The organism is Acinetobacter sp. ANC5681 (assembly GCF_023488045.1).
In the GTDB taxonomy this organism is placed as follows: domain Bacteria; phylum Pseudomonadota; class Gammaproteobacteria; order Pseudomonadales; family Moraxellaceae; genus Acinetobacter.
In genome coordinates, this window is record NZ_JAMFKZ010000007.1 from 25,155 (window position 1) to 40,578 (window position 15,424).

A 15,424-nucleotide genomic window follows, 5' to 3' on the forward strand; every position below is an offset into this window, starting at 1 on the left:
GATTTAAAGTCTAGCTGATAAAAAACCTCCATTCAATTGAATGGAGGTTTTTTATGACTTAAATAAAGCTGTGAATTAGAACAGTTTCACAGGAATATCAAGGAACAAACGCCATTCATTGGTTGAGCCAATGACATTGCTGACATATTGACCAGAAACATTATTATAGGTATCACTTGAACGTAAGTAAGAATAGCGAACACGTAGGCTTGCATCTTTCAATGTACCTGTTTGAACTGTATATTTGACTTGGTTAAAGAGCTCATGTTCTTCAGCTTGGTCAATGATTTTTGAGCGATCTGTTATTTTAGCGATATCAATATCCCAGCCATAAACAAATGCAGTTGTCCAGTTTAGACCAGGTAAACCGTGATTTTTAAAGTTGTAGTTATATTGTAGCCCGACAGATTTTTCATCATTACCATTAAAGTCACCTAAATAGGAATTAGGGACATAGATACTTTGTAAACCATCAGCATTATAGCCATAGTCATATCCAGTATTACCTGTGTTATCTTGATAAGAAAGCATGACATTATGTACATCTTTGCCATAGCCCACTGAAACAGCCCAAATCGAGTTTTTACGGTTTGCTAGATCATCTGTGGTATGTGAATCAGTGAGTGCATCTTTATCCCATTTTGTATGATAACCCATGGCATCAAGTGTTAAGGTACTCTTGTCTTTTAAGCTTTGGGTAAAGTTTACATTAGCATAATGACGTTCTAACTTATCTTGAACATCTAAGCCATAATACGATGAATTGAGTTGATCATTAAATTTATATTTAGCACCCCAAACTACTGCACGATCAAGCCCTTGACCTGTCACATCTTTATCGGTACTAATTTGGTTTGACATTTGGTTTTTTGTGAATTTACCTGCAACCACATTTAGATTTGGAATTTCATTACTTTGAATGAAAACACCTGTGTAATACTCAGGCACTAAACGGGCTTGATTACTTGCCATGACAGGAAGTGTTGACACCTGTGTACCATAAGTCACGGTTGTGTTGGAAATACGTGCTTTCACATTGGCACCACCACGAGCCCAATGATCATAAGCAAATCCACGATCATCTACAGGAATCATTTGATTACCCGTATTATTATTCGCACCAAGCTTGAAAGATGCATCACCTACTAGGCCAACACCAAAGCCAACAACACCCTTTGTAAAGCCTGATTGAAGATCAAAAATGGCAGTTTGCGCTGTTGAGCTTGTATCATTTGTTAAACCGTCTTTTTTATCACGATTTAAAAAGCCTGTGCGGAACAATACTGAACCATTTGCATCCTCAACAAAACCTTTAGCTTCGCTTTGTTCGCTTGCATATGTTGAGGAGATCAATGCGGCATTAATCAAAACCGCTAATGTTAGTTTCTTTGCCTTTGGCATAGGTGGCCTCATAATAAATAAGATCAATTTCGATCAAATCGAAATTTTGACCAATTGTATAAGTTATACATAAAAAATATAGATTTTTATTAAAATATTTTAATTAAATTTACACAAAAACAGGATAAGATTTTTTGTTTTTATTCTTGTATAAAAAATAGTTTAATTAAAATTAAATATTTGTTTTTTATATAAAAAATAAAATATAATTCCTGTAATTAAAATTGATTATTTTTTGATATTTTCTTTTTAAAATATGTGACAATATTAATAATTTCTTTTCAAATTTAATTAGTTATTTTGTAATTGATTAAAAAATGATTGAGTTGATTTGCAAAAAATGACATCCCGATGAGTGGTAAGATTTTTGTATCAAAAAGCGCTCGTTTTTTAGAAGTTGCACTTATGTTGTGCGAATTTTCCTCGCTTTTTAAGCCAATACTTTAAATGTTTAACAATGATCGATTGTCGAGCAGTATTGTTGCGTTATTTTTGTGCGGTTTAATTACTAATCTTATTTTTTGCTTAAAAATGGATTAAAAAATCTATTTTAAAACGCTTAAATAGCCCTTTTTTATTCTCTTTATATATTTCATGACAAAGCGGTGACATCAAACCTAGGTTTTATAGTGCTTTAAAGAAGTTGGCATAGCATTTGCTACTCACATAATGATGCAACTTAAAACATAAATTCAGTCGAATATCCATCATGGGGGAGATCAATATGATGAAATTTGCATGTAAAGCGATCGCGTTAAGTATTTTTGCTGTGACTTCGACTTTTGCTATGGCAGAAGATAAACCTTCATTATATGGTATTACTGCATCGGGCAATGTTTCAGCTGTAACAGATTATCGTTTTCGTGGTGTGACACAATCTTCGAATAATCCTGCGATTCAAGGTGGATTTACATTTTCACATACTTCAGGTGCGTATTTAGCACTTTGGGGTTCAAGTGTAGATTTCGGTATTCCTGGTGTTTCAACTGAAACTGACGCTACATTAGGTTTTACTAATAGTTTTGCCTTAACAGATAAAATTAAACCAACCTACGATGTAGGTGTAATTCATTATGGATATATAGGTTCTAAATCTAATGCTGTAAATGGATATAATGGTAAGAAAGGTTTAGCTTTTACAGAAGTATTTGGTAAGCTGACTTTCCCTGAAACATTATTAGCAGGTGATGCTCTAAGTGTAGGCGTGAATTATTCACCTGATTACTGGGGGAGAACTGATGATTTTTGGTATTTTAACTTAGGTTACTCAGCACCAATTGCAAGCACAGGTTTAACAGGTTTAGCATCTGTAGGGTATAATAAATTAAAAAATAAAGACGCTTTAAGTGTTGTTGCTGGTGGTCCTGGAAAAGATGATAATTATATCGACTATAAAGTTGGTGTAAATTATAACTTCTTAGGTATCCTCGCTGAAGTTGATGTTGTTGGAACAAATGTAAGTACTTCAGGTATGAGCGATAATGCTAAAAAACCTTATGATACGGGTGTTTTATTTAGTTTGACTAAAACATTCTAATTTAAAAAACATTTATAAACCTTTAAAAAGCCAGCAAATTGCTGGCTTTTTTTATTCATTCTTAGAAAAGAAAAACGAAAATTTCATATTAAAAATAGGTGCTAATTATGTGCGTCTCTATATTTAAAGATGCATTTTATTATCACATTTTAATCCTGAGCGGTTGATTGATTAATAGAAAAATAAAATAAATATATTTAAAATATAATTATAATCAATAGTTTATATTTAATTTTAATTTTAATTTAATTTTTACTTTTGGCACAGCATTTGCAAATTTCATGATGATGCAATTTAGAACTTAAATCAGTTGAATATCTAAATCATGGGGGAAATCAATATGATGAAATTTGCATGCAAAGCTACAGTTCTAGCGATGGTATTTACAGCATCAACTTTAAGTTTGGCTGAAGAAACAAAGCTACCATTTCCAGGAACGATTACAGGCAATGTAAACGTAGTATCTAGTTATAATCTACGTGGTATGACAAATTCACCTGAAAGTGATACACCTGCAGTACAAGGTGGGCTTGATTATGCACATGATAGTGGTTTTTATTTGGGTTATTGGTTTTCAACATTGACAGCTGCTTATGCAGATTTTAATACCTCACCGACTTATGTAAAAGAAGAGAAGAAGTCATTTGAAAATGATTTGTATGCAGGATACAAAGGAAAAATCACAAAAGATTTGGGCTATCAAATTGGTGGGACTGTTTATTATTACTATCCAGGCTGGGAATCAACGGGTTATGAAACAATTGTCGGACTGAGCTACAAAGACTTTAATATTACTGCTCAGACATTATTAAATAATGTGACTTTTGGTAATAAAGGTGACACCTATTTCTTGGCAACTTATGCACCTAAATTAGCTGGCGGATTTACAGGTAAAGCACAAGTTGCGGCTTATTATTATGGTGATGATGATGAGTACTTGGCTTACCAAGCTAAAGCAGGAGATGTCACCAAAACTGATTTTGCTTTCCGTCACGCAACTCTTGGATTGTCACATCCTTTAGGTAATACTGGTGCAACTTGGAGTCTAGACTATATCTTCGGTGGCTATACTCGTGATGAAACAAAGCAAAAAAATAAAGTTGTTTTGGGTTTAGGTTACGCTTTTTAAAGACATTTTATTTAATAAAAAGGTTGAGATATCTCTCAGCCTTTTTTATAGGTTTGATTATTTGGAGAAAGTAAATCTTTCTCCAAAATCATTTTCAATACTTATTACATTGTATTCTTTGCCATTTTCTATTTTTCGATAACCCCTTAGAAATACATCTGTTCCTCCCCCCAGCATCTTTTCTTATCGCTCACCATCACTGCTCCTTGAGGGTATACTTATTGGACGGCACCATCAAATATAAATCCATGTGGAATATATAATCCTTTGTGAATTTCTTGTTTAGTTACTTCCATAAAAAATGGATTATTTTTATCAATAATTTTAGTATCCGTTAATACACTGGATGTACGTTGATTATAAAAATCAATAATGTTTAATTCTTGTTGGTGTATGCTAAAAGCATCTTAATACTTTGTAAGTTCAGATTTTTATTTTGCCCTAAGAGAGCATGATACTCTTCAAGTAACAACGATGCTTGTGATGGAGTAATGTCATTAATAATAATACAGTCTTCACCATTACCGAGGGCTGCTTGCCATGCAGAGTCAACCCCATTATAAAAAAACAACACCTCTGCCTTGCTTAATTTGTTGACCTGAGTAACAACTTTGCGATGGAAAAATCAGTGCTTCACCGCCATCCAATAAGGCAGGAACAAAAAATGAAACGTTTCGTACGAATGACGACTTTCAGTCCATGTTCAATGTCGCTAGGTTTTAGTTTTAATAAAGGCAATTTTTGATTCATGTAATTTTCTATCTAGCCTCGATAAGACAAGGCTTCTGTTAAATGGGTTGTTAAAATGATATCGCTTTCGGCTAAGTCGGCTATAGTTCGTGCAACACGAAGTACACGATGATAGGCGCGTGCTGAGAGATTAAGTCGCTGTTGAGCCATTTCGATGATTTTGGTTGAATTTTCATCTAATTGAGCATATTGTTCTAGCAAATTTGGAGAAAGTGCCTGATTCAAACATTGCTGTCTTAACATTTGTTTATCATAAGCTTTCATCACGCGTTGCCGCACAATTGTAGAACTTTCTGTCGGACTTTGATCTTGTAGTTCTTTGGTCTGCAAAGGTGGCACATCAATATGTAAATCAATACGATCTAGTAATGGACCTGAGATACGGTTTTGATAGCGCTGAATATTTTCTGCTGAGCACTGGCAGCGGCTATCTTGGTTAAATGCGTAACCACAAGGACATGGATTCATTGCTGCAATAAATTGAAAATTCGCTGGAAATGTCATTTGTCTTGCCGCACGGGAGATGACGATCTCTTTCGACTCTAGCGGTTGTCTGAGAACCTCCAAAACTTTGCGGTCAAATTCAGGTAATTCATCTAAAAATAATACGCCTAAGTGTGCAAGTGTAATTTCGCCTGGTTTAGGTTGTGAACCGCTGTTATTTACAAAGAACTATGCGACAATATAAGCTAGGGTCAAAGACTTAGACCACCTTTTATAAAGAACTATGCGACAAATTTTATAAAGAACTATGCAACGGAACCTAGAATGAACAATCAATCATGCGACACCGTTAACATCGTACCAGCTCGAAGAAAAATTGGTAATACACGTATCAGTGTATCTGGTTTATATCCTTTTAAAAAAGATTCCGCAGTTGCCTTTGAATCAACTCTTGAACGGGATTTCCTTATTCGATTAGAGGTTGATCCCAATGTTCTTGCTGTTGAGTCTCAACCATTTACCATTGAGTATTTTGATAATGGACAGAAACGAGTTTACACCCCTGACTACCTAGTAACTTATAAGCATAATGATTTTATTCCATTTATTGCACCTAAACTGGTTGAAGTAAAACCTACAGATGAATTGCAACTTAATTTGCATCTATGGAAAGCTAGATATCGTGCTGCCATGAGGGTATGCAAAGAAGAGGGTTGGAAATTTCATATTGCACATGAGGGGCGTATTCGGGACCAGTTATGGTCGAATGCCATGTTTTTACAAAAGTACCGAAAGATGGAATTTCCCCCTGCTGATTCAAAGCACTTATTGGATTATGTGAGAGATCGAGGAGCAGTAACTTTTGAGACTCTATTAGCCAGACATTTTCTTGGAAAATGGGACAGAGCCAATGGAATTAGTCAAATCTGGTATTTAGTTGCTCATGGTTATCTGGTTTGCGATTTAAGTATGCCTTTACAGCCATCTACTGAACTTTGGGTAAATGGGAGTTGTCATGAATGATAGACGTGTGAATATCAAAATAGCTGCTGGGGAGCCGGTTCAGATAAAAGGGATTCCCCATACGATTATTGAAGTCATTGACCTAAAATCGGTTTTTGTTGAAAACAATAATACTGGCAGGAAAAGTATCGCGGCTATCAGTGAATTAAGGCCATCAATAGCTGTGGAACAGTATGAAGATCTAGAGCTCATCGCTGATAAAGACTGGATTGAGGCTGAAAGACGTTTCAACATCATCCGACCTTTCATTGAGGGAGGCGTGAGTGGTCGTAAGGAAGTAGAGTTACGAGCCCAAGAACATGATATTAATCCAGCCACTATCTATAGATGGTTAAAAATCTATAAGGCATATGGAACTATTGATGGATTGCGGCCCAGAAAAGAGGGATTGCCACAAGGCAAGAAGATAATTAATAAACATGCTGAAGCAATCATTGAAAAAGCCATCAAGGATTTATACCTAACTAATCAAAGAATAAGTGTTCAAAAAGTTGTACTTGAAGTGAAACGCTTATGTCATGAATACCATATCCTAGAGGTGCCTCATGCCAATACAGTAAGAAATCGTATTGCAGCGATTAGCCAGAGAGACTCTCTTCGTAAGAGGGGACATAAGGAAAAGGCCGATAACAAATTTACACCTGCCGCAGGGAAATTCCCTCATGCTGATTATCCACTTGCCGTCGTACAGATTGACCATACGCCTGTTGATCTTATTCTGGTTGATGATTTTAGCAGGTGTCCTATAGGACGACCTTTTCTTACGTTGGCAATTGATGTGCGTTCAAGGGTAGTTGTGGGATATTACTTATCATTAGATGCCCCCTCTGTTATGTCTATTGCAATGAGCGTTTCTCAAGCTGTACTGCCCAAAGAGAAATGGCTAGCTTCGCGCAAGATTCAAGCTGAATGGCCTGTCTGGGGAATTATGAACACCATTCATGTCGATAATGGACCTGAGTTTCACTCAGAAACTTTCAGAAATGCTTGTATGGCACATGATATTCGTCTGGAATACCGACCAGTTAAAAAACCACGTTTTGGCGGGCACATTGAACGTTTGATGGGAACATTTGCAACCGATATTCACGCAGTTCCAGGAACAACTTTTTCAAATATTTTTGAAAGAAAAGGCTATAACTCAGATGCGGAAGCAGTTTTCACATTCTCCGAATTTGAGGACTGGCTGATTGATTTTATCTGTAATGTTTACCACAAAAGGAAACACTCTGCTTTAGGTACTTCTCCACTACATGCTTTTGAGTTAGGTATCTTTGGTGATAAAAACACGTTAGGTTCTGGGGCTGCTAGATTGCCTGCAAATGATCATAATTTCTTTCTTGATTTTCTACCAAGTTTTGAAAGGACGATTCAAACAACAGGTGTAACAATTGATGGTCTTGCTTATTATGCTGATGTACTAAGAGGTTGGATTAATGCTGTAGACCCTGATAATCAAAAGGAAAAACGTAAATTTATCTTTAGGCGTGATCCAAGAAATATTAGTGAGATATGGTTCTTTGATCCCGAAATCAAAAATTATTTTAAGGTTCCTTTAGCGGATCAAAGTATTCCACCATTTAGTATTTGGGAACACAAAAAGATTCAGGAACTGAAAAAGGAAACTGGCGAATATCTAAAAGATCATGAACTTGGACAGGCTCTAGCTAAACTTCGGGAGCGTGTTCAGGAGGCAAGTACTAAAACTCGACGGGCTCGCAGATCACATCAGCGCAGTACCCAACATCAACAGAGTGTTAACCCTGCTTCAATTCAGGGCAAAAAACCTCAACAAGAGAGTACGATTTTGGAGCAACAGCTTGAAAACGTATATGGTTTATTGCCTCTCGATGAGCTGGAAAATGATGAGGATATTTCATGAGTAACTATTCACATGTTTTTCAAGAGTTTCGCCCTATTGTGGAACAGTCTAATGAGGACAGACTCTACTTCCTGGAAGAGGACCGATGGATTGGGTATCCAGCAGCCAATGACTTGTTAGACCAATTGAAAGGATTCCTGACACTTCCTAAGCGGAGCCGTATGCCCAACTTACTGGTATTGAGTAAGCCAAATAATGGTAAAACCTCAATTATTAACCAGTTCTTTAAGCTGTATGGGGAGGGTTATGTCAATGCAGAAAATAATGCAGTAAAACCTGTAATCATTGTACAGGCACCTGTTTCCCCTGATGAAAAAGCTCTGTATATGGCTATTCTTGATAAGTTCTGGGTTCCTTTTCGAGAAAGAGATCCCGTTGCGAAGCTACGTTACCAAGTGGTCCATTGCCTTAAACTTTATGAGGTAAAGCTCCTCATTATCGACGAAATGAATTCTCTATTATGTGGCAGTCCGATTAAGCAAAGAACAGTAATGAATGCGATTAAGTATTTGTGTAATGAAACACAGATACCCATTGTTGGGTTTGGTACAGAAGAAGCAATTAGTGTTCTGCGTACTGATCCACAGCATGTCAGCCGTTTTCGTGTGGTTAATTTGCCCTTATGGAAACTAGATAAAGACTTTCAAGCTATGGTAAATAAATTTGAGAAAGTTCTTCCCCTCAAACAGGCTTCAAAACTGGCTGAACCAGCAACAGTAAAATATCTGCATGATATTACAGATGGAAACTTAGGTAATCTGCGAACGATTTTACGGGACGCCGCAAAGAAAGCTGTTGTTTCTGGTCAGGAGTTTATCGACCGTAGCTTGCTAGAAAGTGTGAAATAAGCAATGTGGAGGACTAGGTATGATAAGTGCAACAGAAATCCATTCATGGTTTATTCCCACGGACTTAAAGCAAGATGAGGCATTATCTTCTTGGTTGATACGTGCCGCACTTGACAGTGGTTGTGACCCATTAAGTTTAACTGGAGTACTTTGGCCCAAATGGCGAATCTGGTCTGTAGATGTAGATCGTGGTTTAAGTGCAGAGCAAGTACAGGTATTGATCAATACGACAAAAATTGATGAAAGCCAATTTAATTCTGCTACGCTTCGCAATTTTTTAATTAAATATAATCTGGATAATCAAACTCTTGATGCATGGTACTTGGTATTAGGTACAAGAAACCGTAAGCATCGAGGTGGCTGGCAATATTGTCCTGAGTGTCTATCTGAGGATAATGTTGCCTATTTCCGTCTGCCTTGGCGTTTTGCCTGGCATACAGGTTGTATAAAACATAATCAGCATTTACATGATCAATGTCCTCATTGCCATAATGCTATTCAACCTAGACGTCTTGAAGCCCCTGATCAGGTTATGACTTGCTGTTCAATATGTAAAAAAAGTCTATTGGAGGTTAATAAAAGCCTTGTGGATTGTCATGCCTTGGCATTCCAAAAAATCTTTGATCAATTCCTGGAACAAGGCTGTGCAACCTATCAAGACAAGTTGATTTCAGTAACTGATTGGTTAACGGTGATTAAGTTATTTTCACAATTTATTAGAAAAGCTTTAGCTGGCTCAGTAAATGGAAAAGGATGGGCTTTTCTTGAACAACTCAGAATTCAGGTGCCCCATCCTGAGCTTATATCGAATGGATTGGCTGTTAACCAACTTCCAGTTACCGAGAGAGAACGGCTATTTTCCTGTATTTATCAATTACTCATTATTCCCCAGGAAAAGTTTATTGAAACAGCAAAATCTTTAAATATGAACAGGTCTTCATTTTGGGATAAGAGAAACCAGTTGCCAGCCATATTAAGGCCTGTTGAAGAACAATTAGGCTCGATTTATCGGAACTACCCTCCAAAGAGAGCATTGGTAGCTACCTTTAAACCTAAAAGTAAGGAGACTGTAATACGCAAGTTTTTAAGATTAAAAAGAAAACTAGGGTAACTTTTGGGGGGACAACACCATGCCTCAGTGTGATGAATGTGGTGATGCGGTTGAAAAGATACACCGACTTTATAAACAGCGTAACTATTGCCATAAGTGCTATGTACGAGTTTTTAAAAAACAGGATTGTCCGTCGTGTGGTAAAAGTTCCAGATTATATAAAGCTGATAACTTGGCCGTTTGCCAACAATGTGAAACCAATAGACCTTGCATTAGATGTCAGCGTATTGATTACCCTATAGGAAAAATAACGGAGCAAGGCCCTGTTTGTAATAGTTGTTCAGTTTATTTTAGAGAGTTTCAAGCTTGTGAACGGTGTGGTGTGACATCACAACGCTTATCTCGTATCAGCCGTTTTGGAGATAATTTAAGAGTTTGCCCAAAGTGTGCAACCCGTGATTACCAGACATGCCAAAGTTGTAGAAGATATAGGTTGATTGAACAGGATGTTGTGTCAGGCAAAATGCTTTGTAAGAAATGTTTGACCTGTCCACCACTTCAATGTCTAACTTGCCAGCAACAGATTCCTGCTGGATATGGGAAATACTGTGAATTATGTACATGGCGAAGAATATTGGGGAATAGGATTAAGGAACTGGTTAATACATTAGTAAATCCAAGCCTCAAAGGTTACTTTAAAGATTATATGAATTGGCTTGATCATGAGGTTGGACCGCATAAGGCTGCATTACTAATTCGTAAACATATTCATTTTTTTGAAAAGACCAGTGATCTTTGGGGAGATCAGATCCCAGACAATGACTCTTTATTACATAGACTAAGAACAAGTGGTTTACGCAAATATGAGCTGCCCATCCGGTGGTTGGTTGCAGTACATCACCTGCATATAGATACCCAATCTAAAGGCCACTGTTCTGAATTTGACCAACTGAGAAAACTGGCGAACTCATGTCCTGGTTCATCGCTTTCAGCCCAAATTCTTCAGAACTATTATCAGGTTTTAATAAATAAAATGGATTTAGGGAAAACGAGTATACGTTCTGCCCGTTTAGCCATGAAACCAGCATCTGCTTTAATGCTGTTGGTAAGTCAATCACGATTAGATTTACCAACAATGTGGCATGTAAAATATTACTTATTTAAGTCCCCTGGACAAGCTTGCGCTATTGTTGGCTTTCTTAATTTTTTAAACAAGAATTATGATACGAACCTTGATACGTCATGGGTACTAGATGAAAAAATAACAGAAAAAAGTAATATGAAGAAACTGGAAAAACAATTGTTGGCCATCATGAAAGCCCCAGAGGAAAATTTTAATGAACTAGAGTGGATAAAGTTAGGATTGATGTATTTTCATAATTTGGATAAATCCTTTTTTAATCAAATGGATAGTATTAATTATAGGGGGCTGAATGATGGCTTTGAAGTGAGGTTTGGTGATCAGCAATATTGGATACCTAAATTGCTTGTATAACTGGACCATATAACGCTAATGTAGCTACATAAAGTTAAAACTGAATTTTGGGCTTCCAGAGGGTATGTATGGGGCAATTAGGTCATGAATATTGTGTTCATAATGGATTCAATAGGTCTCATGCAGGGAAATATGTTTATTCACTTGCTACGTTTATATCTTGGATATTGATTTACTTTTTACTGAAGTTCTTGGGTGGATTGTCTCCTTATTGGAATGTCATCATTTCTAGTGCTATCACTGCTTTATTATTTCTTACTTTTTATTTTCTATTTGATAAATGGATATGGAAAACAGGTTTATTTTTCAAGATTCTGAAATATCCTGATATTTCGGGAGAATGGTCATGTAAAGGTATCTCTGATTACCAAGAAGAAAATTCTGAAATGATTAAGCACAATAGAGAGTGGATTGGAAAAGTAACAATTTTACAAAGTTGGGATAAAGTAAGAATCAGATTAGAAACAGAATTTTCCACATCTGACAGTATTTCTGCTGCAATTATTTATGACGAAATTGAAGAATACAAAGTTCTTTATAGTTATGAAAACAAACCAAAAGATTTAGATCATGAAGAGTTACGTATCCATCGAGGATTTGTAGAGCTGACACTTCATAAAGACAATAAAAGTGCCAGTGCTAAATATTATAATGTTACTGGTCGAAGAACCATGGGAACAATGTTATGGGAAAAATTAGATAACTAATGGATAAGAGCCAATGGTTTCGTCATATAGGTAACCCAAATCTTTACGTATTTCCGTAACGAGTTTATCTAAGGCAATGCTCATTGTTGTGAGAGAGGTTTCTTTCTGATAACTATCAAATATTTTTCTGGTCATATCAGGTGTATATAAGCTATTTCTATAGTTTGGGTTATGATACAGATAATCAAAAAATCTTTTTGTTTCAAGAACTATTGCTAAAGCATTTGTTCTACCTTTCTTTAAATTTTCTAGATTGGAATGATACATAATAGAGGCTAGATCAAAACTACTTAAGTAAATTACTTTGCCCTCTTCAACTAAATCGGCTTTTATTGTTTTACAAAGGCGGATAGATTTTTTCAATCCTCCATCAGCATAGTATTTACATTTGTAATCTATATAAAAAATATGCTTGAAAGGTAAGTTCATCAATGTAGTAGGAGTTTTATTATCTAGAATATTGACTCCTCTTAAATAAAGGTGCTTTTGTTGTTGGTACTCATATGTTTCTACCCAATGAGAGGGTACAACATCTACATCCCGAGGAAGTGATCCACCTGTTAAAGTTATAGATTTAGCACCAGTAGTATCAATTGTTACGGCAGGATATGCTTGTCTTAATTCATAAGTGCACGCGTTCCTGAGTTCTCTTAATATTTTTATATCATCATGACGTAAAGTACCTAAATAACCCTCTGTACGATAATGTGATTTGTTAAGTACAAGTAAATCAACATCACTTACACCTTTGATATGAATATTTAGGGGAACTGACCCTTGTAATCTGTATTCTGTGACAATGTTATGATTATTTAGTAGCCTAGGCTCTAATTGTTTTTCAATTCTTTTAGCAGTTTCAATACTGATTTCTGTGTAACGTTTACTAACTTCTTGCATTGCTCCTACTGCATAACGGATAGATGGTTTGTCTGATACAATCTGCCATTTTTCTATTGTACGTTTTAATTCATCAAACTCATTAAATGAAGTTACGCCTGCTGTTACACTATCAAAAGCATTGTATGTAAGGTCAGTACCTTTTCGTCTTTTCTCTAATCTGTTCAATCTTTTATAAAAATCAATTTCAGACATTGTGAAACTCAAAAAATAGTAGTTATGGTTAAAATAATTATACCTTAATAATTATTTTAAGGTTTTAATAAATAAGGTTTTATTGTCATAAATGCTCAAATTTAAGATGGGAAGTAAGATAATTTTTAAGTATAAAGTTTGAGAATGTTTGTAGTCTTTTGTAGTGCATCCAATAGTCAAATAAATAATTGTGAAACCATGAAGACACATATCACATTGATATTTATATAAAAATATTATTTGTGATTGGAGGTGATTTTTTTAATTCTATTGATTATTGTGACTCACTACGGAGTTAATTGTCTTTAAGTATTTGTTTTTAATTGTTTTATTCTTTTAATTATTTTTATTTGATTAGGTGTTGACCTTACCATAATTGGAAAGAATAGAGTTGCTACATCAAGGGTAATGATGTACCTGATATGAAAGAATAACTTCCGAGCTTATTACCCATTATTTTTTCATAATTGTAGTAAGAGGATAACTCCATGAAACACTTTGTTCCAATGTTAATGATCGGTGCGATTGTATTTAGTGCGGGGTGTTCCTCTTCTGACGCTCCAAAGGAAAATTCAATGAGTGAGAATAAACATGAAAGCCATTCAATGCACCATGATATGAATGGTTCAGCTAAAACAGATAATCCATCTACAAATGCCTATATGGAAGTAAATACTCGTATGCACAGCGGAATGGGTATTGATTTCACGGGAAATGCAGATACTGACTTTATGTTGGGTATGATTCCTCACCATCAGGGTGCGGTTGATATGGCAAAAGTAGTTCTTCAATACGGTTCTGATCCAGAAGTGCGTCAGCTTGCCGAGAACGTTATCTCTGCCCAAGAGTCAGAAATCAAGATGATGAATGAATGGTTGGCAAAAAACAAAAATCATTCTGGCAGCAAAAATGAAGATAGCCCATCAACTCAAGCATATATTAAGATCAATGATGAAATGCACGCAGATATGATGGTTCCATTTACAGGAAATGCTGATGTTGATTTCATGAGAGGCATGATCCCCCATCATCAAGGTGCAATTGATATGGCAAAAGTAGTTCTTCAATATGGTTCTGATCCAGAAGTACGCCAGCTTGCTGAAGATGTTATCTCTGCCCAGGAATCAGAAATCAAGATGATGAATGAATGGTTAAGTAAACATAAGTAGATACTTCTCTATTCGATATTCTTTTAAATGAGGGGCTTTTTAAAGCCCCTTGTTTTATCTATAAATTTGATGAATTGAGGATTATGTTATATGCCAAAAATTATAGTTATTCCGCATGAAAAGATTTGTCCAGAGGGTGCGGAACTTGAAATTGAAAGCGGAAGTAATTTATGTCGAAGTTTATTGGATCATGGCATTCCCATAGAACATGCCTGCGATTTATCAGGTGCATGTACAACATGCCATGTTGTTCTGAAAAAAGGGTTCGACAGTTTAGAAGAAATGGATGATGTAGAGGCGGACTTACTGGATCGTGCCTGGGGGCTTACGGCCCAATCAAGACTATCTTGCCAGGTTAAGGTCCAAGATGAAAACTTGGAGGTAGAAATACCTAAGTACACAGTCAATTATATATCTGAGGGACATTAATTTTACTTTTAATGCTTGACCTTACAATTATGGCAAGGTTTATATTAAACACATCCTGAATAGTAATAGTGGAGTTAAATATGGAATTTCATGTTGAAGATATGACTTGTGGTGGCTGTGCCCGTGGTGTAACCAGAGCAATTCAAGCAATAGATGCCAATGCAAAGGTCATCACCGAACCACCCAATCGTAGTGTAAAAGTTGAAACAACTGCAACACAGCAGCAAATCGTTGAGGCTTTAACCGAGGCTGGTTTTCCTCCTCGTTAAAAACGGACGAAATGATAAAGCGACTCTCTATTGAGTCGCTTTTTTGTGGGCAATGAATTATAAGCTCAATATTTAGGAATGTTTGTGATGTTAAATTAGCAGTTATTTGACAATGTAAGTATCTAAAAGAAATGACATATTTTAGTTCATAGTTATAAATATAAAAAATAGGGAGAAGTAAAATTAATTTTACTTCTC

At 35.9% G+C, this 15,424-nt stretch carries 14 protein-coding genes and 1 pseudogene; 11 read left to right on the forward strand and 4 right to left on the reverse strand.

The features are described 5' to 3' along the window. Positions 1-75: 75 nt before the first annotated feature. Positions 76-1,401 carry an OprD family outer membrane porin gene (locus tag M5121_RS06185; protein WP_249570657.1) on the reverse strand — a complete coding sequence of 442 codons (1,326 nt, stop codon included), beginning with the start codon at positions 1,399-1,401 and terminating at the stop codon, positions 76-78. A gap of 724 nt (positions 1,402-2,125) precedes the next feature. Here M5121_RS06185 and M5121_RS06190 point away from each other — a divergent pair. Beyond that, positions 2,126-2,938 (forward strand): TorF family putative porin, encoded by an 813-nt coding sequence (locus M5121_RS06190; protein ID WP_004674244.1) that lies wholly within the window; start codon positions 2,126-2,128, stop codon positions 2,936-2,938. Positions 2,939-3,278: 340 nt separating this feature from the next. Continuing rightward, on the forward strand, positions 3,279-4,067 hold the full coding sequence (locus M5121_RS06195) for a TorF family putative porin (protein ID WP_249570658.1): 789 nt from the start codon (positions 3,279-3,281) through the stop codon (positions 4,065-4,067). 376 nt (positions 4,068-4,443) lie between these two features. On the opposite strand, the gene M5121_RS06200 is transcribed toward M5121_RS06195, so the two are convergent. Together M5121_RS06200 and M5121_RS06205 are read right to left on the reverse strand one after the other, a co-directional pair. Next, positions 4,444-4,641 (reverse strand): hypothetical protein, encoded by a 198-nt coding sequence (locus M5121_RS06200; protein ID WP_249570659.1) that lies wholly within the window; start codon positions 4,639-4,641, stop codon positions 4,444-4,446. Between the two features lie 188 nt (positions 4,642-4,829). Beyond that, positions 4,830-5,471: pseudogene (locus M5121_RS06205) on the reverse strand (ATP-binding protein); the annotation flags it as partial. Between the two features lie 114 nt (positions 5,472-5,585). On the opposite strand from M5121_RS06205, the gene M5121_RS06210 reads away from it, so the two are divergent. The 6 genes from M5121_RS06210 (at position 5,586) to M5121_RS06235 (ending at position 12,267) form a co-directional block, all read left to right on the forward strand. Continuing rightward, positions 5,586-6,284 carry a heteromeric transposase endonuclease subunit TnsA gene (locus tag M5121_RS06210; RefSeq protein ID WP_001064759.1) on the forward strand — a complete coding sequence of 233 codons (699 nt, stop codon included), beginning with the start codon at positions 5,586-5,588 and terminating at the stop codon, positions 6,282-6,284. Further along, a complete protein-coding gene (locus M5121_RS06215) occupies positions 6,277-8,166 on the forward strand; it encodes a TnsB C-terminal domain-containing protein (protein ID WP_000999878.1) in 1,890 nt (629 codons plus the stop codon). The genes M5121_RS06210 and M5121_RS06215 overlap by 8 nt, the downstream gene beginning before the upstream one ends. Further along, positions 8,163-9,014, forward strand: a complete 852-nt coding sequence (locus M5121_RS06220; protein WP_000073961.1) for a TniB family NTP-binding protein — start codon at positions 8,163-8,165, stop codon at positions 9,012-9,014. The genes M5121_RS06215 and M5121_RS06220 overlap by 4 nt, the downstream gene beginning before the upstream one ends. Positions 9,015-9,033: 19 nt before the next feature. Then, a complete protein-coding gene (locus tag M5121_RS06225) occupies positions 9,034-10,125 on the forward strand; it encodes a TniQ family protein (protein ID WP_000622362.1) in 1,092 nt (363 codons plus the stop codon). Positions 10,126-10,144: 19 nt separating this feature from the next. Further along, positions 10,145-11,560: a hypothetical protein gene (locus M5121_RS06230; protein ID WP_004777765.1), complete on the forward strand. Its 1,416-nt coding sequence runs from the start codon at positions 10,145-10,147 to the stop codon at positions 11,558-11,560. A gap of 68 nt (positions 11,561-11,628) precedes the next feature. Then, a complete protein-coding gene (locus M5121_RS06235; RefSeq protein WP_000530048.1) occupies positions 11,629-12,267 on the forward strand; it encodes a Cap15 family cyclic dinucleotide receptor domain-containing protein in 639 nt (212 codons plus the stop codon). Here M5121_RS06235 and M5121_RS06240 read toward each other — a convergent pair. Then, positions 12,256-13,359, reverse strand: coding sequence for a nucleotidyltransferase family protein (locus tag M5121_RS06240; RefSeq protein ID WP_001289337.1), 1,104 nt, complete (start codon positions 13,357-13,359; stop codon positions 12,256-12,258). The two genes, M5121_RS06235 and M5121_RS06240, sit on opposite strands and share 12 nt — an antisense overlap. A 488-nt stretch (positions 13,360-13,847) precedes the next feature. On the opposite strand from M5121_RS06240, the gene copM reads away from it, so the two are divergent. The 3 genes from copM to M5121_RS06255 all read left to right on the forward strand — a co-directional run bounded on the left by copM (position 13,848) and on the right by M5121_RS06255 (position 15,226). Then, positions 13,848-14,528, forward strand: a complete 681-nt coding sequence (gene copM, locus M5121_RS06245) for a CopM family metallochaperone (RefSeq protein WP_000680279.1) — start codon at positions 13,848-13,850, stop codon at positions 14,526-14,528. Positions 14,529-14,618: 90 nt separating this feature from the next. Further along, the gene (gene fdx, locus M5121_RS06250) at positions 14,619-14,957 is read left to right on the forward strand and encodes an ISC system 2Fe-2S type ferredoxin (protein WP_001124186.1); all 339 of its coding nucleotides are present in this window, start codon (positions 14,619-14,621) and stop codon (positions 14,955-14,957) included. 80 nt (positions 14,958-15,037) lie between these two features. After that, positions 15,038-15,226 (forward strand): heavy-metal-associated domain-containing protein, encoded by a 189-nt coding sequence (locus tag M5121_RS06255; protein ID WP_000394310.1) that lies wholly within the window; start codon positions 15,038-15,040, stop codon positions 15,224-15,226. The last annotated feature ends 198 nt before the right edge of the window (positions 15,227-15,424 follow it).